At 37.5% G+C, this 18,501-nt stretch carries 20 protein-coding genes; 15 read left to right on the top strand and 5 right to left on the bottom strand.

The window, feature by feature from the left end; translation table 11 throughout:
• Positions 1–154: 154 nt before the first annotated feature.
• The 3 genes from BAU17_RS02840 (at position 155) to BAU17_RS02830 (ending at position 2,196) form a co-directional block, all read left to right on the top strand.
• Complete coding sequence (locus tag BAU17_RS02840; protein WP_237579074.1) at positions 155–1,333, top strand: MFS transporter; 1,179 nt, start codon at positions 155–157, stop codon at positions 1,331–1,333.
• Positions 1,333–1,515, top strand: coding sequence for a hypothetical protein (locus tag BAU17_RS02835; RefSeq protein ID WP_161901306.1), 183 nt, complete (start codon positions 1,333–1,335; stop codon positions 1,513–1,515). The genes BAU17_RS02840 and BAU17_RS02835 overlap by 1 nt, the downstream gene beginning before the upstream one ends.
• An 84-nt stretch (positions 1,516–1,599) precedes the next feature.
• Positions 1,600–2,196, top strand: coding sequence for a VanZ family protein (locus BAU17_RS02830; protein WP_161901305.1), 597 nt, complete (start codon positions 1,600–1,602; stop codon positions 2,194–2,196).
• A gap of 17 nt (positions 2,197–2,213) precedes the next feature.
• On the opposite strand, the gene BAU17_RS02825 is transcribed toward BAU17_RS02830, so the two are convergent.
• Both BAU17_RS02825 and BAU17_RS02820 read right to left on the bottom strand, forming a co-directional pair.
• Positions 2,214–3,320: a GGDEF domain-containing protein gene (locus tag BAU17_RS02825; RefSeq protein ID WP_161901304.1), complete on the bottom strand. Its 1,107-nt coding sequence runs from the start codon at positions 3,318–3,320 to the stop codon at positions 2,214–2,216.
• A 157-nt stretch (positions 3,321–3,477) separates the two neighbouring features.
• Positions 3,478–4,278: a hypothetical protein gene (locus tag BAU17_RS02820; RefSeq protein WP_161901303.1), complete on the bottom strand. Its 801-nt coding sequence runs from the start codon at positions 4,276–4,278 to the stop codon at positions 3,478–3,480.
• Positions 4,279–4,455: 177 nt separating this feature from the next.
• Between BAU17_RS02820 and BAU17_RS02815 the strand changes: the two genes are divergently transcribed.
• From BAU17_RS02815 to BAU17_RS02800, 4 genes are all read left to right on the top strand, one after another.
• Positions 4,456–4,929 (top strand): sigma-70 RNA polymerase sigma factor region 4 domain-containing protein, encoded by a 474-nt coding sequence (locus tag BAU17_RS02815; protein WP_161901302.1) that lies wholly within the window; start codon positions 4,456–4,458, stop codon positions 4,927–4,929.
• A gap of 68 nt (positions 4,930–4,997) precedes the next feature.
• Positions 4,998–5,207 (top strand): DUF1659 domain-containing protein, encoded by a 210-nt coding sequence (locus BAU17_RS02810; protein ID WP_237579073.1) that lies wholly within the window; start codon positions 4,998–5,000, stop codon positions 5,205–5,207.
• Between the two features lie 19 nt (positions 5,208–5,226).
• On the top strand, positions 5,227–5,439 hold the full coding sequence (locus BAU17_RS02805; RefSeq protein WP_161901301.1) for a DUF2922 domain-containing protein: 213 nt from the start codon (positions 5,227–5,229) through the stop codon (positions 5,437–5,439).
• A gap of 13 nt (positions 5,440–5,452) precedes the next feature.
• Complete coding sequence (locus BAU17_RS02800; RefSeq protein ID WP_161901300.1) at positions 5,453–6,307, top strand: glycoside hydrolase family 25 protein; 855 nt, start codon at positions 5,453–5,455, stop codon at positions 6,305–6,307.
• Positions 6,308–6,359: 52 nt separating this feature from the next.
• Here the strand turns inward: BAU17_RS02800 and BAU17_RS02795 are convergent, their stop codons facing one another.
• Together BAU17_RS02795 and BAU17_RS02790 are read right to left on the bottom strand one after the other, a co-directional pair.
• Entirely contained in the window at positions 6,360–7,340 is a 981-nt protein-coding gene (locus BAU17_RS02795; RefSeq protein ID WP_161901299.1) for a LacI family DNA-binding transcriptional regulator, read from the bottom strand.
• Positions 7,341–7,352: 12 nt separating this feature from the next.
• On the bottom strand, positions 7,353–8,843 hold the full coding sequence (locus BAU17_RS02790) for a sucrose-6-phosphate hydrolase (RefSeq protein WP_161901298.1): 1,491 nt from the start codon (positions 8,841–8,843) through the stop codon (positions 7,353–7,355).
• A gap of 212 nt (positions 8,844–9,055) precedes the next feature.
• Here BAU17_RS02790 and BAU17_RS02785 point away from each other — a divergent pair, with 212 nt between their 5' ends.
• The 6 genes from BAU17_RS02785 to BAU17_RS02760 all read left to right on the top strand — a co-directional run bounded on the left by BAU17_RS02785 (position 9,056) and on the right by BAU17_RS02760 (position 15,300).
• Positions 9,056–10,981 (top strand): sucrose-specific PTS transporter subunit IIBC, encoded by a 1,926-nt coding sequence (locus tag BAU17_RS02785; RefSeq protein WP_161901297.1) that lies wholly within the window; start codon positions 9,056–9,058, stop codon positions 10,979–10,981.
• Positions 10,982–11,239: 258 nt separating this feature from the next.
• Positions 11,240–11,662: a PTS sugar transporter subunit IIA gene (locus tag BAU17_RS02780; RefSeq protein ID WP_237579072.1), complete on the top strand. Its 423-nt coding sequence runs from the start codon at positions 11,240–11,242 to the stop codon at positions 11,660–11,662.
• A gap of 168 nt (positions 11,663–11,830) precedes the next feature.
• Entirely contained in the window at positions 11,831–12,916 is a 1,086-nt protein-coding gene (gene serC, locus BAU17_RS02775; RefSeq protein ID WP_161901295.1) for a 3-phosphoserine/phosphohydroxythreonine transaminase, read from the top strand.
• Entirely contained in the window at positions 12,917–14,101 is a 1,185-nt protein-coding gene (locus BAU17_RS02770; RefSeq protein WP_161901294.1) for a 3-phosphoglycerate dehydrogenase family protein, read from the top strand.
• A 114-nt stretch (positions 14,102–14,215) separates the two neighbouring features.
• A complete protein-coding gene (locus BAU17_RS02765) occupies positions 14,216–14,659 on the top strand; it encodes a DUF3290 domain-containing protein (RefSeq protein ID WP_161901293.1) in 444 nt (147 codons plus the stop codon).
• An 11-nt stretch (positions 14,660–14,670) separates the two neighbouring features.
• Positions 14,671–15,300, top strand: coding sequence for a DUF421 domain-containing protein (locus BAU17_RS02760; protein WP_161901292.1), 630 nt, complete (start codon positions 14,671–14,673; stop codon positions 15,298–15,300).
• Between the two features lie 38 nt (positions 15,301–15,338).
• On the opposite strand, the gene BAU17_RS02755 is transcribed toward BAU17_RS02760, so the two are convergent.
• Complete coding sequence (locus tag BAU17_RS02755) at positions 15,339–16,691, bottom strand: Nramp family divalent metal transporter (RefSeq protein WP_161901291.1); 1,353 nt, start codon at positions 16,689–16,691, stop codon at positions 15,339–15,341.
• Positions 16,692–16,865: 174 nt separating this feature from the next.
• On the opposite strand from BAU17_RS02755, the gene BAU17_RS14090 reads away from it, so the two are divergent.
• Both BAU17_RS14090 and BAU17_RS02750 read left to right on the top strand, forming a co-directional pair.
• Complete coding sequence (locus BAU17_RS14090; RefSeq protein WP_202622266.1) at positions 16,866–17,006, top strand: hypothetical protein; 141 nt, start codon at positions 16,866–16,868, stop codon at positions 17,004–17,006.
• Between the two features lie 112 nt (positions 17,007–17,118).
• Positions 17,119–18,489 carry an ABC-F family ATP-binding cassette domain-containing protein gene (locus tag BAU17_RS02750; protein WP_161901290.1) on the top strand — a complete coding sequence of 457 codons (1,371 nt, stop codon included), beginning with the start codon at positions 17,119–17,121 and terminating at the stop codon, positions 18,487–18,489.
• The last annotated feature ends 12 nt before the right edge of the window (positions 18,490–18,501 follow it).

The following is an 18,501-nucleotide window of genomic DNA, read 5'->3' as shown; positions in this document are numbered from 1 at the left end:
GTAAATAGGCACAAAAAACAATAACAAATGTTAATAACTTTTGCAATTGTTGAATGTTTATATAATTTTATTGTGACAATTTTGCATTTTTTGTCTGATAAATCTTTATATACTTTCATTTGTAATAGAAAATTTTCTGAAAGTGGGAAGAGTTGTGGAAGAACAGGAAAAGTTGTTTAACAAAGGGTTTATTGGGATTACGCTGATTAATTTTGTGGTGTATTTGGTGTATTACTTGTTGATGGTCATCATTGCGGTAATTGCCCAAGATGAGTTGCATGCGACATTAGGACAAGCGGGGTTAGCATCTGGCATTTATATTATTGGGACCTTATTTGCCCGTTTGTTCATGGGGAAAAAATTGGAAGCCTACGGTCGTAAAGCTGTTTTACGTTACGGTTCGTTGTTTTATTTACTAACGACGATTGCTTATTTATTTATTCCTTCGATGGGGATGTTGTATCTGGTGCGTTTCTTGAATGGGTTTGGTTACGGAACCGTATCAACGGCTACGAATGCGATTGTGACCGCCTTTATTCCGAAGTCTAGGAATGGAGAAGGAATTAATTACTATGGTTTAAGCACGAGTCTAGCAGCTGCTGTAGGGCCTTTCTTAGGGATGATTTTATTAAATACCACGAATTTTTATTTTATCATTCTATTTTCAATTGGTTTGATTGTGGCAACAACGATTGCTAGTTTTATGTTTCCAGTCAAGAATATCGTCGTGACCGAAGAACATCGAAAATTATTAAATTCTTGGTCAATCGATAGTTTTATTGAGAAACGTGTCTTGTTTATTTCGTTCATCGCCTTTTTGATGGGCTTGGCTTATTCGAGTGTCTTGTCCTTTTTATCGTCTTATGCGCAAATGATTGATTTGGTGGAAGCCAGTTCCTTTTTCTTTGTTGTTTACGCTTTAGTTATTACGGCTACGCGTCCGTTATCTGGTCGTATTTTTGATGCCTATGGGGAAAATGCGGTGATGTATCCAAGTTATCTCTTTTTAACTGCAGGTTTGGGGCTATTAAGCGTCACACAGACGAGTTGGATGCTATTGCTGGCAGGTGCGTTTATTGGTTTAGGTTATGGTACGTTCATGTCAAATGGGCAAGCGATTTGTTTGAAAAAAGTGGACGGTCATCATATTGGGATTGCTTTATCGACTTATTTTGTTGGTTTGGATTTAGGTTTGGGTGTCGGTCCATATGTCTTAGGCGAATTACGCAGCGTGCTTTCTTTCCAAGGGATTTATTTGGTAGCAGGTATTTTACCGATTGTTTGTCTAATTTTGTATGCTTTATTTTATCGCAAAGGAAACGAGGAAATCTAATGGAAATGAATGAACAATTACTAGAAGTATTGAAACAAACCTTACAGACATTAAATGAAATGAATCAAAAACTAGATGGTATTGAAAAAAATACCTACGACATTGATACGCAGCAACAATCATTAAAAAAATCGATGTTTACGCTACAACGATTGGTTGAAAATGACAATTTTATTGGTTAGATTCTAAAAAATTACTAAAAGCGCCTGTCATCACGTTATTTTGTGGGGATTTTTGCTACAATAAATGAGATGAGGGGGGATGAAATGGCTCGCTTACTACGTTGTGTTGTTGCCTTTGTTTTATCAGCAGTGATTGGGGTTGAGTTAATTCAATATATTGCCTATCCAACATTGTCGCAATATGATCGCTTCATTCATATGATGGATCGATTTGCATACACAAAAGAAACTTTAATGGTCTTTGTGTTAATGAGCTGTTGGTTATTTTATCTGCAAATTGAATTCAAACGTTTTTCAGCCATTTATTTGTATTTATTTTATAGTGTTTATTTATTCTTACTGTTTGTGGTTTTGTTTACGAAAGCCCCGCAGTATCATACATTTAGCTGGGAAATATTTGATTTTGTCGTGAAAGACAAGAAAACCATTTTAGAGGCGATGTTAAACGTGGTCTACTTTATTCCTTTAGGTGGTTTGTATGGATTGAAGACGAAATGGTGGGAATTTATCCTTGTCGCTTTATTGACAATTGTCGGCATTGAGACGATTCAATATGTTTTTTATATCGGGACGTTCGCTCTAAGCGATATTTTGTTGAATTTCATTGGCTGTATTATCGGTTATCTAATCTGTTTAAAACTAAAAAATCAATTTATGAAAAAAAGCTCTGCTACCACATAACATGGTAGAGAGCTTTTTTAGTGTTTATTTGCATAGAGTTTTATTTGATTACGTCCTGAACGTTTAGCATCATAAAGTGCTTCATCTGCGCAGTGCATGGTTTTCATGCCGTCATATTGATGGACTTGATTGGATTCAATCCCAACGGAAAAAGTTACTTCATAAGCCTTTTGTAGCAGTCGTTGTCGTTTAACATAAGCTGTTTTGAAAAAAGAGAGTTCTTTAAAGGCTGCTTTTTTCTGAAAATCAAGCAAAAGGACGCAAAATTCTTCTCCACCAAAACGATAGATGCGGTAACGATCACGTGTGAAGCGTTGAGAAAAGACGTCATCCAGACAGCGCGCAAAATCTTTTAAGACTTCATTTCCTTCTGTATGTCCAAAGGTATCATTGAGTTTTTTGAAATGATCTAAATCAATCATCGCAAGAGAATAAAACTGTTTATTTTGCTGAAATTCATTTAAATCATTACGTAATTTATGAAAGTTATACGTATTGGTTAACGCATCGATTTGGCCTTGTTCAATTGCTTGCTGAATCTGGGCTTCATCATTTAGTTTTAAACGATACAGTTGCCATAAAATAAATGTCATCGTTAGAGAGCCGAACAATACAAGCGTATCATCAATCAGTTTGGTTAATAAATAATCTTTAAAACATAGGTAGAAAAGAACTAACACAATATATTTAAAGACAAAAGTTACGATTACATTGTATAAAATGTCTAACTTAGACAGTGCTTTAAGCAAAGAAGTGAAGATAAAGAGACAAGAACCTAGGAAAATAAACTGAAACTCCATATCTCCGCTGTAACTTCCGGTAAGGACATAGTAGCATATGGTTAATATCGGCGTTGCAAGGTAGAGTAAATGTCCGTACTGAGGAAAGAAATAAAAGGATAGGACAGTCTCTAACACAAAGGAATAACTATAAGATCCCATTAAATTATAGGAGAATGATAAGGTTACATAGATATAGATGATATAGAGCAAACCTAAGATAGATGTCTTGACTGGTGTAGATATCTCTGATTTAGAGAATCGATAAAGACAGAATGCTAGCATAATCACACAACTTAAAAAAACGACGGGTAAAACAAGTAAGAGCAATGCTAGTTTTTCCATAAATACTCCTTAAAAAACGTTCATTGTGAGGGAACGAATCCGTTATTTGTTTGTAAAAAGGGTGATAATTTAAATCTAGCAGTCTCCGATAAGCTTGTCAATAAAGCGCGTTTAAAATGTTATATTTTTAACTTTTAAATATTTTATAATAAGCAAATCAGTACTCAATATTCCATTCTTTGGTTAATTGACGGCGTGTTTCTTTGATAATTTGTTCTTGTTGAACTTCTCTATAGAGTTTCAAAAATGCGTGTTGATAATTGGGAATGTGCTGAAATTGGAATTTCTTTAAGACTTCACGAGTTTCATAAGAAGAAGTCACACCTAGATATTCCAATAAACTGATATTCAATTTAGGCGTATTGTAATCATGTTCGCGTTTCATAAGTGCATGGGTTAAAAAAGCTTTTTCCATGTTTTTTCGAATGGACTTTTTGTTTCGTGAGTTACGAACTGTAAATAAATTATCTAAACAAATAATTGTGTCCATATGTCGTGTATGTAGAGCATAAATACGACCGGGGTTAATCCAGCAAGTATCTGCACGCAGGGCGCCACCTGTTGGGAATAAACTAAAGTTTTTGGTTCCTACAGGAGTCAGACGTTGTTTGGCATGAAGTAATCGTTCTAAAGTTCTTTTATAAATCGTGAAATTCAAGTATTCCAATGTTTCTAGTAACTGCTTAATGATTTGAAAAGGCTCTTTTTCGACTAAAAGGACAGTGGTACGATAAACAATACAACTAACCGTCCTTGTCGGCCATACTACCGGAATAATAGCATAAATTTCTTCAAAAAAATCTGCCGAGGCACTTAGGCGAATTCGTTTACTTAGTTCTAAAATATCAACAGCAGATTGTTCATTTGCAACGTGAAACGCAGGCAAATCTTCCAATTGGGGGCGGTATGCTAACTGTTCAGGGGGAATACGTCGATGGTGCTTTTTCTCTCTGTCCATAAAATCAACTCCTAAATTATATATTAAGAACATGATGTTCTGGTTTGATTATACCTAATTTTTTTAGAAATTTTAACCCTTATTGTGAAAAAAGATACATTTATTGAATTTTTATTTTTTTGATAGTTTTCCTATAATCAAGCTACCTCGAGGAATTCAATTAAAGGATAACCGAAAATGAGTGAACAAGAATTAACAGAGTTAGTGAATGATTATCAACGTTTGTTTTATAAAGTATTAAGAAGATGTAGTATTTTTCCAGGGCAAAATGATTTTGACGATTATTTGCAAGAATTGCGGATTTTGTTTTATGTACGTGCAAAAAAGTACCCGTCACGAGGGACTTTTGAAGCGGAGAACAATATTAGTTATTTGTTTAAGTATTTATTATGGTATGTGGTTGACCAAAAACGTAAATTTGTGCCACAGCTAGAGGAAGTGCAAGAAGAAACGTTGCGTGGTCAAATGGAAGAACGGTTTGAAGATGTGGAGACTATGGCTGCATTTGATGCCTTTTACCATCGATTACTGCCAAAAGATCAAAAGAAAGTGCTAGCTTTATTGTTTGACAATCAGCTCTCTCGGCAGAATAGAAGTCGTTATCGCCAATACTTTAGAAAGAAAAAACACATTTTTTTCAAAAAAGAGTGACAAAAGCTAAGCCGATTCCGTTAGTAGAAGTGTAAGGCGCACTTACAAAAAATAGATTAGGAGGAAGTATGATGAGAAGTCACAAGCAAACTAAAGTTACGGTCCAATTAGCAGAGGAAGGGTCAGAAAAATTAGTGAAGCAAACGTTTGCAAATGTCAAAGCAGGGGTGGAAGAAGCAACCATTTTAGCGTTGGGAGACATTGTGGAGCGTTTAGCGCCGACAAGTGTTGAAACAGCATCAGTTATTGAGACAGTTGAATATGAATACAATAAATAAGCATGGGGAGGAAATTTATATGAAAAGACTACACTTAACCTTTATGAATGGTGAGGCTAAAAAGCATAAATTAGTTCCAAAAGTAGCAGATGAGAACTTAACGAAAGAACAAGTCCAACAAGCGATGCAAGACATTACGGCATTGAATATGTTTGAAAAAGAGCAGGTTGCTTTGTATCAAGAAGCTATTGGCGCGAAGTACGTTGAAACAATTGAAACAATCTTGTTCTAAGAAGGAGGCGCCAATGATTCCAAAACCAGTCATTCTTGACATTAGCGAATGGCAAGCGCCTAGTCAAATCAATTACGATCAGCTTAGTCAGCAAATTGATGGTGTGATTGTCCGTGTACAGTATGGGAGTCTGTACACGGATAAACATTATCAAACGCATATCCGTGCTTTTCAAGCGCATAAGATTCCAGTAGGTGTCTATGCTTGGGTGCGAGGTACGTCCATTTCCGATATGGAACAAGAAGCTGCTGATTTTTATCAGCGTGCCAAAGCATTTCAACCGACGTTTTGGTGGTTGGATGTCGAGGAACATTCGATGGCTAATATGCGGGCAGGTTGTGAAGCCTTTCGAAAGAAATTAAAGGCACTCGGTGCAAAGAAAGTGGGGGCGTATATTGCCAATCACTTGTACGCCTCTTTTCAATTAGATACGGACAAATTTGATGGCATTTGGTTACCGACGTATGGCCAGAATACTGGTAGCTATCAAGGCGCAAATCCGACCGCTTCTAAGAAATACAATCTGCATCAATACACATCTGCCGGAAAATTAAAAGGTTACGCTGGACCACTCGATTTGAATCGGCTAGCTAAAGGAGATTTCGCAGATTTCTTTGGTGCTGCGTCAAAACCAGTTCCCAAACCAACTGCTTTCGGCTTACGTTTTCAATTGCAAACAGCCGTTTACTTGCGAAAAGCACCGAAAACAACAGCAGCGTCAATGGCTATATTGCGCAAAGGCGATCAAGTTATTTTGAAGCAAGTGCAGAGTTCTGAAGGCTACTTGTGGGGCGAACAAACACGACAAGATGGCAGTAGTGGGTATCTTGCACTAGGGCTGTTTAATCCATACGGGACATTCATTTAACAAAAAACGACGCGAGAAAGTCTCACCTGTCTTTCTCGCGTCGTTTTTTTGATTAGGTTGTCTGTCCTTGTGCTAATCGCACAGGAAGTTGGTACGTATGCGCCAACTCTTTTTCGGGATGCGTAATCCGTTGAATAAGTAAATCGACGAGTAGTTTTGCCAGTTCATCGATCGGTTGAACAATCGTTGTCAATTGCGGGAAATGATTTTGAATAAAGGCAGTCCCGTCATAACCGACTAGTTTCAAATCAGTCGGAATAGAGATGCCTTCTAACTGGCAATTATTTTGAACTAACAAAGCAGTAAAATCATCCGTACAAAATAGTCCGTCCATTTTTTTTGCTAAAATTTGCTTGATTTTGATGTTTTTTAGTGCCGTCGTATGTTCAAACGATTCGAAACGAAAAACATGCGGTTCGATTTGTTGGGCTTTTAAAAAATCGCAAAAGCCATTCAATCGGTCGTTAGTTGGTGAATTGGACGCATTACTTCCAGTGATAATACCAATATTCCGACAGCCGCGTAAGAACAGCGTTTCCGCAGCTAATGCGCCGCCTTGGTAGTTGTTGCCACCTACAATTGGAATGGTTGCCGCTAATTCTCGGTCAAAGGAGATAATCGGTAATTGAATATCTTCGTATTCTTGAATGCCTAGATTGTGAGCACCAGCAATAATCCCATCGACTTTGTTGGCGGTAAGCATATTAAGGTAATTGCGTTCTTTTTCTTTGTTGTGGGCACTGTTGCATAGAATCGCTTTATAGCCTTGTTGGAATAGATTGGTTTCGATTTTTTCAACTAATTCCCCGAAAAAAGGATGACTCACAGAAGGAAAGATAATGCCGACCAATTGGGTATTTTTTCCTTGCAAAGAACGTGCCAAGGAATTTGGTTGGTAGTTCAATTCTTTCATTGCTGCGTGGACTTTATCAATTGTTTTTTGGCTAAGTGATCCGTAATTATTAATGACACGAGAGACAGTCGTTGCTGAAACGCCAGCTTTTTTCGCTACATCGGTTAATTTGATTGTCATCGTTCAAACTCCTTAATTTTGAGAAGATGACCGCAATTTCCAGTAAGTGCCAGTATATTCCCCTGTCCCTTCAATAAATAAGTTTGTTTCGCCTGCTTGAGGGAAAACGCGAGAGGTCAACACGTGTTGTCCGTCGTTCACGAAGATTTCACAAATCGATTGATCGACAAAAATGTGTAAATCGATGGCTTGATTTTCGGGAAGCGCAACGGTTCGTGTTTGTCCAAATTCTGTATTTAATGGCAGACTTACTTGGGAACGGTCTAAGCTTATCTTACCATGTTTTGCATCGAAATGAAGCGCGAAACAATGATTCTTTTGCTCATCAGCAAATAAAGAAAGGGTTCCTTGGCTATTGGCTGATAAGCGGATAGATAGTTCGTAACAATTTTCTTTGTTTTCTTGCACAACTGTTTGTGCTTTATTTAGGGTCCCTTGAACGTTCAGTGCTTCTTGGCGTAATTCTTGGTGTTCAATGGCCGGTTGCTGGTAGAGGCGATTATCTTTTATCGATAACTCACGAACTAGCGTTAAACAGTGTGCCCAACCTTCTGCATCCGTTGGATAAGCCAATTCAGGTAAACCCGCCCAACCGACACTCAACACACGGCCGTCAGGTGCATTAAAAGCTTGGGTCGCATACACATCAAAGCCAGCATCTAAATTTTGCAAAGGTGTTGGGTTAGTGATTGCGACATTTTCAACATCTAGTTTGTCGCCAATCACAACCATATTTGGATAGATGTTGTCATAGTAGGCAACTGTTTTGTCCATTCCTTGTGGGCAAAAAATCAGAACGGGTCGTTGGTCGATAAAAACGAGATTTGGGCATTCAACCATAAAACCCATGGAATCTTTTGTAAAATTCAATTCACCGATTAACGTCCAATCAGTCACAGAAGGTCCTTGGTAGACAAGAACTTTTCCTTCTTCTTGTTCATTTTGTGCGCCAATGATTAATAAATAACCTTGTTCGTAAGCAATCACTTGCGGGTCACGAAAATGTGTTGTATAACCAGCTGGTGGTGCAGGAATCAGCGGTGCCTCTATTTTACTAATCTGATTGTCTTGATCCATCCAAGCACCGAGCTGATAGGAATAACGCGTCCACTCCTCGTCGCGGACATTTCCGGTATAAGCTAATAACAGACGGTCGTCCACAGGAATTGCAGTTCCTGAATAAACGCCGTGACTATCGTAAGGTGTATCTGGTAGTAGGCCATGTTCTTCCTCTTGCCAATCGACTAAATTCGTAGAAGAAAGATGATACCAAGATTTCAGCCCATGAACTGGACCAAATGGATAAAGTTGATAAAATAAATGCCAACGTCCATTAAAATAAGAAAAACCATTCGGATCGTTCAATAAGCCGGAATTTGGCTGAATATGATAAGACAAATGCCATGGCGATTGTTTTTGTTGGGTAATTAATTGTTGACGCGTTTCCTCATCCCATTGATGATAGGGGCGGTAACGCATTTCAGTCGTCCATTCTGTAGACATAAAAAAACTCCTTTTTTACTAGTTATTTGTGTTTAAAGATAGCTTATTTTATTCGTTATGTCAAACGAATAACAATTCTGTTTTTGTTTTTATATCAATCAATTAAGCGTTTTAAATATATTTTGATTTTTATTTTGATAAACGTTTGACATTTTTGAACGATGCGTTATAATGAAAAAAAGAAAAGCGATTACAACAGAGGAGGCTACAAAATGGATCACAAAAAAGTCGCGTTAGAGGTAATTGATGCTGTTGGAGAAGATAATTTAATTGCAGCTGCGCATTGTGCGACACGTTTGCGTTTAGTTTTGAAAGATTCGAGTAAAATTAATCAAGCTGCATTAGACAGTAACGATGATGTGAAAGGTACCTTCGAAACCAATGGTCAGTATCAAATTATTATCGGACCAGGTGACGTAAACAAAGTGTATGCAGAAATCGTGCAAGCAACAGGGGTTAAAGAAGCATCAACCGATACGTTAAAAGAAATTGCGAATCAAGGGAAAAAAACAAATCCATTTATGGCTTTAGCAAAAGTGTTATCTGATATTTTTGTTCCATTAATTCCCGCTTTAGTCGCAGGTGGTTTATTGATGGCGATTAACAATGTGTTGACATCACCAGGTTTATTCGGTGAATTGTCAGTGATTGAAATGTTTCCAGCCTTTCAAGATTTTGCGAGTATTGTTAATTTATTAGCATCGGCTCCGTTTGCTTTCTTACCGATTTTAGTTGGATATTCAGCAACACAACGTTTTGGTGGTAATGGTTATCTTGGAGCAGCGATGGCTATGGCGATGGTGATGCCAGATTTAGTCAATGGTTATGGCGTAGCGAATGCCATTGCTGAAGGTACCATGCCGTATTGGAATATTTTTGGTTTACAAGTAGCTCAAGCAGGTTATCAAGGCTCGGTGTTACCAGTCTTAGCGGTTGCTTATATTTTGGCAAACTTAGAAAAATTCTTCCATAAACGAATTCCTCAAGTCTTAGATTTTACTTTTACACCGATGTTAGCAGTTATTATTACGGGCTTTTTAACCTTTACGATTGTTGGTCCGGTAATGCGTACAGTATCAGATGGTTTAACAGACGGTTTAGTTTGGTTGTATAGTACAGCAGGCGCTGTGGGATTAGGAATTTTTGGGACGTTCTACTCAAGTATTGTCATTACGGGCTTGCATCAAAGTTTCCCGGCAATTGAAACAACCTTGTTAGCAGAGGTAGCCAAAACAGGCGGAACCTTTATTTTCCCAATTGCAGCTATGGCAAACATTGCCCAAGGTGCAGCAACTTTCGCTGTTTTCTTCATTACGAAAGATCAAAAGCAAAAGAGTTTAGCTTCTTCTGCCGGAATCTCAGCAATGTTAGGAATTACGGAACCAGCTATTTTTGGGGTTAACTTGAAATTAAAATTCCCGTTTGTCTGTGCGATGATTGCAGCAGGGGTGGCAAGTGTATCGATTGGTTTATTTCATGTGTTAGCCACAGCATTAGGTGCAGCCGGAATTATTGGTTTTATTTCTGTCCCGCCTCAAAGTTACGTTGGCTTTTTTGTGAGTGCGTTGATTAGTTTTATCATAGCGTTTGTCTTAACTTATGTCTATGGTAAGAAGAAAATGGTGGAACCTACCGAGGCACCAATGACTGCTGAAACAGTACAACCCACAACAGTAGATAGCGCAGTAATTGAACAAGTCAATTCACCAGTCAAAGGAGAAGCTGTCGCCCTATCTACAGTCAATGATCCTGTCTTTTCTAGTGAAATGATGGGGAAAGGCCTAGCTGTTAAACCTGCAGTAGGTGAAATCTACGCACCAGTAGACGGCACGTTAACCGTTGTGTATGATACAAAACATGCGTATGGTATTGTCTCAGATGAAGGCGTGGAGATTTTACTTCATATTGGGATTGATACAGTTAATTTAGCAGGTGAACACTTTACTGCCAATAAACAAAATGGCGACAAAGTCAGCAAAGGCGATTTGTTAGGTACATTTGACCGTCAAGCAATTCAAGAGGCAGGATATGATGATACGGTCATGGTGATAGTCACAAATACTGCAAATTATGCAGAAATCGTACCAGTCGCAACTGATGAAGTTGAAGTAGATACGCCAATTTTAGAAATTAAATGAGATTTATATAGTGAATAATAAAAAGTCGTCATCTTTAGGGTGGCGACTTTTTTTATGTAGGCTAGTTATTGAGAATAAACGAATGTTATAAAAACTAGGAAAAAGCATTAATTCTACGTAAATTTCAGCTGATACCTATTCCAAAATCAGATAAATTATGCTACATTTATGTTAACGTTTACATCACTAAAAAGGAAAAAGGAGGAAGCTACTTTTGGTAAACGTGTAGCGAATACGATCATGGTAAAAAAAGAGCTTATGTATCATACAAATTTTCAGACGAAAGAAGAACTTTTTAAAGGCGCTACGGAATATCTGGTGTCAAAGGGATATGCAACAGCTGAATTTGAAGCCGCGTTAATTCAAAGAGAAGAACGTTTTCCAACAGGTTTGCCAACAAATCCGCCATCAGCCATTCCGCATAGTGATGGTACGTACGCAAATGAAGATGTCATTTTATGTATTTTGAATGAAACGCCTTTAGAATTTTATGAAATGGGTAGTAATAAAGAAAAAACGATACAAGCAAAGACGATTTTTATTTTGATGGTTCGTGATATTGTGACCCACTTAGATCAACTTCAATATATTATTGAGAAGACGAAAAATACAAATATCATCCATCGATTAGAAGAATCCGACGAACCAACTGCAGTGACTTTAGTCCAGGAAGAATTATAGGATGTAAAAGAGTGAGACCAAAACTGGTTTCGCTCTTTTTTTCTTGAAAAAATGAAATGCCGAACTTTTTCAGAAAAAATGAAAATAAACTTGGTTAAATCTTTTTAATCTTAAAGGCTTCTGCTATAATGAAATTCACATCTTACATTAAAAGGAGAGACAAAAAGAATGACTGTTTATAACTTTTCTGCCGGCCCTGCCGTGTTACCAAAACCTGTTTTAGAAAAAGCGCAAGCTGAACTAGTGAATTACCAAGGTAGTGAAATGTCCGTGATGGAAATGAGTCATCGCTCCTCCTTGTACGATCAAATCATTAAAGATGCGGAACAATTATTACGAGAATTAATGGCGATTCCTGATAACTATAAAGTGTTATTTTTACAAGGTGGTGCCAGTCTACAATTTTCAATGATTCCATTAAACCTGGCTGTTGGCAAAAAAGCTTTGTATGTGAATACCGGGGCTTGGGCGAAAAAAGCCATTAGCGCTGCCAAAGCTGTTGCAGGTGTGGACGTGGAAGTCATTGCCTCAAGTGAAGACCAAAACTTCACCTATATTCCTGAAATAACAAAAGAAATGATCGACCAAGACGCAGCTTATGTTCACATTACGACCAATGAAACGATTGGTGGGATTGCTTTTCAAACAATTCCAGATGTCGGTGATGTTCCAATCGTTGCGGATATGTCTTCAAATATTTTAGCCAATGATTATAACGTAGAAGATTTTGGTTTAATTTATGCAGGGGCCCAAAAAAATATTGGTCCTTCTGGAGTCACTGTCGTTATTATTCGTGAAGATTTATTAAATGAAGAACCGATTTTTTCACCAATGCTTGATTTTGCAGTACAAGCAGCTAATGATTCGTTATACAATACACCACCAACCTATGCGATTTATATCGCGAAATTAGTCTTCGAGTGGTTAAAAGAATTGGGTGGCACCCAAGAAATTTTAAAACAAGACCGAGATAAAGCGCAATTATTATATGATGCAATTGACGCCTCACAACTGTTCAAGAGTCCAGTAAATCAAGCAGACCGTTCGATTACGAACATTCCTTTTATTACTGGTGATGAAGCGTTAGATAAGAAATTCAATCAAGAAGCCTTAGCGCAAGGGTTCCAAAACTTAAAAGGTCATCGTTCTGTTGGTGGAATGCGTGCAAGCTTGTACAATGCTTTTCCAAAAGAAGGCGTCGAAGCGCTCGTTGCTTTCATGAAAAAATTCGAAGAAGAGAATGGAGAGAGATAGATGTTTCAAATTAAAACATTCAACGCGATTGCACCAGAAGGGATGAATCGGTTCGACAAAGAAACGTATGCTATCAATCAAAGTGAAAACCCAGATGGTATTATTTTACGTAGTCAAAAGTTGCACGATTATGAATTTCCAGAATCAGTTTTAGCCGTTGCTCGTGCAGGGGCAGGGACGAATAATATTCCTGTTGATAAATGCACAGAGCAAGGCATTGTCGTCTTCAATACGCCAGGCGCAAATGCCAATGCGGTCAAAGAGTTAGTCATTGCGAATTTATTATTAAGTGTGCGTCCTATTTTACAAGGAGCGATGTGGGTTCAAAATTTAAGTGGTCCAGATGTAGAAGAACAAGTGGAAGCTCATAAAAAGCAATTTGTAGGTAATGAATTGGAAGGCAAAAAATTAGGTGTGATTGGCTTAGGTGCAATCGGGGCGATGATTGCCAATGATGCTTATCGCTTAGGGATGGAAGTCATTGGTTATGATCCGCATGTTTCTGTTGATACAGCATGGAGCATTTCTCGCCGAGTAAAACGTGCAAAAGAAGTTAGTGAAATTTACAATACGTGTGACTTCATTACGGTGCATGTACCGTTGCTTGAACAAACGCGTCATTTAATTAGTGACAAAGAATTATCCATGATGAAACCTTCAGCCAAATTATTTAACTTCTCTCGTGGGGAGATTGTGGATACAGAAGCGGTATTAAAAGCCGTGAACGATGGCTACTTAGCAGGTTTTACGACTGATTTTGCCGATGAACGCTTATTAAATAACGAAAAAATTGTTGTTTTACCTCATTTAGGGGCATCAACAGAAGAAGCGGAAATCAATTGTGCAAAAATGGCTGCTCGTACGTTGAAACGCTTTTTAGAGACTGGAGTTATTAAACATTCGGTGAATTTCCCAACCGTTGATATGTCTTTCCACTCACCTTATCGAATTACGATTGTACACAATAATATACCAAATATGTTAGGAAAAATTTCTTCAACGATTGCATCAGCAGATATCAACATTGAGAATATGATTAATCGTGGTCGCGGAGATTATGCCTACACCTTAGTAGATATTAATGAATCCAATCAACAAAAAATCGCTGATGTCGTTGCTCAATTGGAAGCAGGCGAACAGATCATGCGGGTACGTGTGATTGAAAATACCGAAATTACCTATTAAAAAATAGATGAAAAATACCTAACCTTGGCATTTTAGCTTAGGTTAGGTGTTTTTGTTTATAAATTAGGGAATATCAAGTAAACTAAATGTATTCAATACATGAGGTGATCAAAGATGAGTTTTTATGGAATCCATTATTTAGAGAATCGAGGCAATATTAGTGATATGATTAAATATATTGTTATTTTTGCTGTCTTGATTTTCTTTGTATTTGTTTTTATTCGTTATTTACGTTCGCGCATTCAAAGTAAATATCGTGATTTAAGTTTGATTTTATTTTTGAGCTTATTGTTTTTAATCGGGATGCAATATTCAGAGTACCGTCAAGCAGAAGCACAAGATGAGAGCTTTTCTCAAATGGCTGGATTTTTACATACGGTAGCTGACCAGCGAGGTGTTTCAGTCGATAAGGTGTATGTGAATAGTTTGACGTTGACAGACGAAGCGTTATTTTTAATTGATGATCAATATTATGTGTTGCATTTGAGCAATGATCGGAATTCTTTTCGTTTAGAGCCGACGTATTTAACAAATACGAATACAACGATTGAAGAATAGGAGAAACAAGAATGAGCTTATACAGTCCAATTATTATTAAACTCGCATTAGGTATTTTATGTTTAATTGTTCAAATTAATATTATGGGAAAAGGCAATCTTGCCCCATCTTCTGCCATGGATCAGGTTCAAAACTATGTGCTCGGTGGGATTATTGGTGGGGTTATTTATAATGATGCGATTAGTGTGTTGCAGTTTGTTTTGGTATTAATTGTTTGGACAACACTTGTGTTAACAGTCAAGTTTTCAAAGGAACACAATCGTTTCGTCAAAAATATCATTGATGGAAAACCGACAACTTTGATTCATAATGGGAATGTGGATATTGCGACGTGTTTGCAGCATGGAATTTCTGCCAACGAGTTGATGTTTAAGCTGCGCAGTAATGGTATTTATGAAATATCTAAACTAAAGCGGGTTGTTTTAGAACAAAATGGCCAGTTGACGATTATTGAGCAGGGGGACGAAAACATTCGTTATCCAATTATTATGGATGGGCAAGCAAATGAGGATTTATTAGATATTATTAATCGCGATGAACAATGGTTAGTTGAACAGGTACGTGAGCTGACAGGTAAAGAAGTCTCAGATATTTATTTAGGGGAATATATTTCAGGCGAGATTAAATTATATGAATACTAATAAGACGGAAACTGGGTAAGCCTAGTTTCCGTCTTTTGTTAGATATGCATGAGAGTTTCGATAATTAAATCAATATTTAAAATGGTTAGGATAATTGTGCATAGACAGCCTGCAACAATTATCAAGGGTTTATTTTTAAATCGTTTGCCCATAATTTTTTCCGAACTTGTAAAATAAACGAGAGGAATCATGGAAACAGGTAGTGCTAAACTTAAGAATACTTGGGAATAGATTAAAAGATTGTCTAATGCCTGTTCATTCGCACCAAAATAAATCGTACAAATCAATACTGGAATAACTGACAACCCACGTGTAATGACCCGACGAGCCCAAGTTGGAATTTTCATATGAATGAAACCTTCCATTACAATTTGTCCAGCTAAGGTTCCGGTAATTGTTGAATTTTGCCCAGATGCAAGCAAGGCAACAGCAAATAAAGTGCTTAATAACGGACTCGCAACGGCACCAGCAATAGATGAATCTTGCAACGCATTATAGAGCGTAGAAAAAGTACCTAACTCATCACCATGTCCGAAAAATAAGGCACTTCCTAAAATCAGCAATAAGCAATTGACAATAAATGCAACCGATAATTGGATATTTGAATCCCAAGTCGCAAAACGTAAGGTATGGGCAACATGTTCCTCATCTTGAAGGTTATATTTTCTTGATTGGGAAATTGATGAACCTAAGTATAAATTATGTGGCATGACCGTTGCACCGACAATCCCTAAGGCCATCGTCAGTTCCCCGTGATGCAGGACTTGTTTTTGGGGAATGAAACCTTTTAACATGTCAGGAATATTCGGCTGTGCAATAATCACTTCATATAAAAAGACTACAAAAATAACTAGAATTAAAGTCATGACAATTGCTTCAATTTTTCTGAAGCCTAGACGTGTTAGTATCAATAGTAATAGAACATCAAAAATAGTTAAAATTACACCCATTAACAGTGGAATACCGAATAATAAATTTAATGCGATGGCCCCACCAATAACTTCTGCAATATCGGTTGCCATAATGGCTAATTCAGTAATAATCCATAAGACAAAACCTAGTTTCTTACCAGTGTATTTTCGTGTGGCTTGTGCTAAATCCATATGAGTCACAATTCCTAATTTAGCTGCCATGTATTGGAGTAACATCGCAATCAAACTAGAAATTAAAATGACTGACATCAGTAAATAACCGTACTTAGCACCACCACCAATCGAAGTAATCCAGTTACCAGGATCCATATAGCCGACAGCAACTAATGCGCCTGGTCCTGAAAAAGCAATTAAATTTTTCCAAAAACTGGTTGTTTGAGGAACGTCTACAGTTCCGTTAATTTCTTCTAAACTCGGTCCATTTGCATAGGACACGATTTTTTTTCCGTTTTTATCCATTTCCAAGACTCCTTTTTAGGTTATCCTAAATTCGTATATATTGTACTCCTTATTTTAAAAAAATACAAGAAGAAATAGTCGAATGAAAGAGGTGACCATTAGAAACAAATTGTCAATGTTAAAAAAATAAGTTATACTTGAGGAAATGAACGTCAAAGGAGGGAACAGATTGTCATGGAATGCTTGATTAAAATAACATCGGTTGATGAGTTTCAACGCTATCATATTAGTTTTAGTCATGCGATTGGTTTTACAATGGCTGTTTACGGGAGAAGTGTATCTAAAAATAGTCAAATTGTACAAAAAAATCAATGACCATGCAAACTGTTAACCTATTTCAGCTTTTTAATGAATAGATAAAATAACGTGAGGTCTTGGATTTTTTTCCGAGACCTTTTTTTGCATAGTCTCAAAAGGAGCTAGCAAAATGTATATTCAAGCAAATAAAATAAATAAAAACTTTAGTGGGACACCACTATTTGAAGAGTTATCGTTACAAATACACCCGCATGAAAAAATAGGTTTGGTTGGGCAAAACGGCACCGGCAAGACGACCTTATTTCATATTTTATTAGGAAATGAAGGGATTGATGCTGGCACCATTAGCCGTCAAAAAGGTTTACGGATTGGATGGGTACCTCAGAATTTAGTCACCAACGAGACAGCAGTGGTCGATTATATTGCGGAAAGCTTTGAAGAATTGCAACGCATGCAGCAACAAATGCGAAATTATGAAGAAAAAATGGCGCAACCAGATGTGGATTTAGAGCGTGTTATGACGTTATATGGTACGCTGCAACAACAATTTGAAGAGCACGGTGGTTATCAACTCGCAAATCATATTCAAAGTACCTTAAAAGGGGTGGGGTTAGAGGAAAAGAGTCAGGCTTCGTTATCCGCACTTAGTGGTGGTGAACGAGTGCGTGTAGAATTAGCAAAAATTTTGGTGCAAGAAAGTGATGTGTTATTGCTAGATGAACCGACCAATCATTTGGATTTAGCGGGGATTAAATGGCTGGAAAATTATTTGAGGGCAACTAAGCAAGCCTTTGTGGTCATCTCGCATGACCGTGCCTTTTTAGATGAAGTGACCAATCGCATCATTGAGATTGAAGATGGGCAACTGATTGATTATCCGGGAAATTACAGCCGCTATATCGAATTGAAGAAAGCTCGTTTGGCTGAATTAAGTAAAAATTACGAATTGCAGCAAAAAGAAATTCAACGAATGAAACAAATGATTCGCCGCTATCGTCAATGGGGCAATGAAGGAGACAACGAAGCCTTCTTCAAAAAAGCCAAAGAAATTGAACGTCGATTGGAAAAAATACAACTGGTAAAACCACCAGTTACCCCTAAAAAACGCCTCAGTGAGTTAGAGCAAGCTAGTCGATCGGGCAAAGAAATTATCGTTGCGAAACACATTGGCAAAATAATCAGTGACAAACTATTGTTCACGGATAGCTCATTTGCAATTTATCGTGGGGAACGCGTTGCCATAGTTGGCGAAAATGGTTCGGGAAAATCAACGCTAGTCAAGTTATTGTTGGGGGAACAAACGTTAGATGAAGGAACACTGAAATTAGGCAGTAGTTTAAGGATTGGCTATTTACCGCAACAGTTAACATTTGAACAACCTACCCAACGCGTATTAGCTTATGCTCTGTCGCTGATTGGCGAAGAACAAAAAGCGCGACAAACCTTGGCGCATTATGGTTTTTATAAAGAAGATGTTGCCAAACGGCTACAAGATTTATCCGGTGGGGAACAAGTCCGCTTGTATCTGATGAAATTATAGCATTGTGGGCGA

The organism is Candidatus Enterococcus willemsii, from assembly GCF_009933335.1.
GTDB classification, from domain to species: Bacteria; Bacillota; Bacilli; order Lactobacillales; family Enterococcaceae; genus Enterococcus_F; species Enterococcus_F willemsii.
Note: the sequence above shows the minus strand (reverse complement) of the source record. Positions and strands in the feature narration are given on the sequence as shown.

Excerpts from the sequence above, each read along its gene's own strand:
- BAU17_RS02765 (WP_161901293.1), top strand. The coding sequence starts at position 14,216 with ATGAGTTTTTATGGAATCCATTATTTAGAGAATCGAGGCAATATTAGT.
- BAU17_RS02785 (WP_161901297.1), top strand. The coding sequence starts at position 9,056 with ATGGATCACAAAAAAGTCGCGTTAGAGGTAATTGATGCTGTTGGAGAA.
- BAU17_RS02815 (WP_161901302.1), top strand. The coding sequence starts at position 4,456 with ATGAGTGAACAAGAATTAACAGAGTTAGTGAATGATTATCAACGTTTG.
- BAU17_RS02750 (WP_161901290.1), top strand. The coding sequence starts at position 17,119 with ATGTATATTCAAGCAAATAAAATAAATAAAAACTTTAGTGGGACACCA.
- BAU17_RS02770 (WP_161901294.1), top strand. The coding sequence starts at position 12,917 with ATGTTTCAAATTAAAACATTCAACGCGATTGCACCAGAAGGGATGAAT.
- BAU17_RS02795 (WP_161901299.1), bottom strand. The coding sequence starts at position 7,340 with ATGACAATCAAATTAACCGATGTAGCGAAAAAAGCTGGCGTTTCAGCA.
- BAU17_RS02755 (WP_161901291.1), bottom strand. The coding sequence starts at position 16,691 with ATGGATAAAAACGGAAAAAAAATCGTGTCCTATGCAAATGGACCGAGT.
- BAU17_RS02790 (WP_161901298.1), bottom strand. The coding sequence starts at position 8,843 with ATGTCTACAGAATGGACGACTGAAATGCGTTACCGCCCCTATCATCAA.
- BAU17_RS14090 (WP_202622266.1), top strand. The coding sequence starts at position 16,866 with ATGGAATGCTTGATTAAAATAACATCGGTTGATGAGTTTCAACGCTAT.
- BAU17_RS02835 (WP_161901306.1), top strand. The coding sequence starts at position 1,333 with ATGGAAATGAATGAACAATTACTAGAAGTATTGAAACAAACCTTACAG.
- BAU17_RS02825 (WP_161901304.1), bottom strand. The coding sequence starts at position 3,320 with ATGGAAAAACTAGCATTGCTCTTACTTGTTTTACCCGTCGTTTTTTTA.
- BAU17_RS02800 (WP_161901300.1), top strand. The coding sequence starts at position 5,453 with ATGATTCCAAAACCAGTCATTCTTGACATTAGCGAATGGCAAGCGCCT.
- BAU17_RS02830 (WP_161901305.1), top strand. The coding sequence starts at position 1,600 with ATGGCTCGCTTACTACGTTGTGTTGTTGCCTTTGTTTTATCAGCAGTG.
- BAU17_RS02760 (WP_161901292.1), top strand. The coding sequence starts at position 14,671 with ATGAGCTTATACAGTCCAATTATTATTAAACTCGCATTAGGTATTTTA.
- BAU17_RS02820 (WP_161901303.1), bottom strand. The coding sequence starts at position 4,278 with ATGGACAGAGAGAAAAAGCACCATCGACGTATTCCCCCTGAACAGTTA.
- BAU17_RS02810 (WP_237579073.1), top strand. The coding sequence starts at position 4,998 with ATGATGAGAAGTCACAAGCAAACTAAAGTTACGGTCCAATTAGCAGAG.
- BAU17_RS02780 (WP_237579072.1), top strand. The coding sequence starts at position 11,240 with ATGTATCATACAAATTTTCAGACGAAAGAAGAACTTTTTAAAGGCGCT.
- BAU17_RS02805 (WP_161901301.1), top strand. The coding sequence starts at position 5,227 with ATGAAAAGACTACACTTAACCTTTATGAATGGTGAGGCTAAAAAGCAT.
- serC (WP_161901295.1), top strand. The coding sequence starts at position 11,831 with ATGACTGTTTATAACTTTTCTGCCGGCCCTGCCGTGTTACCAAAACCT.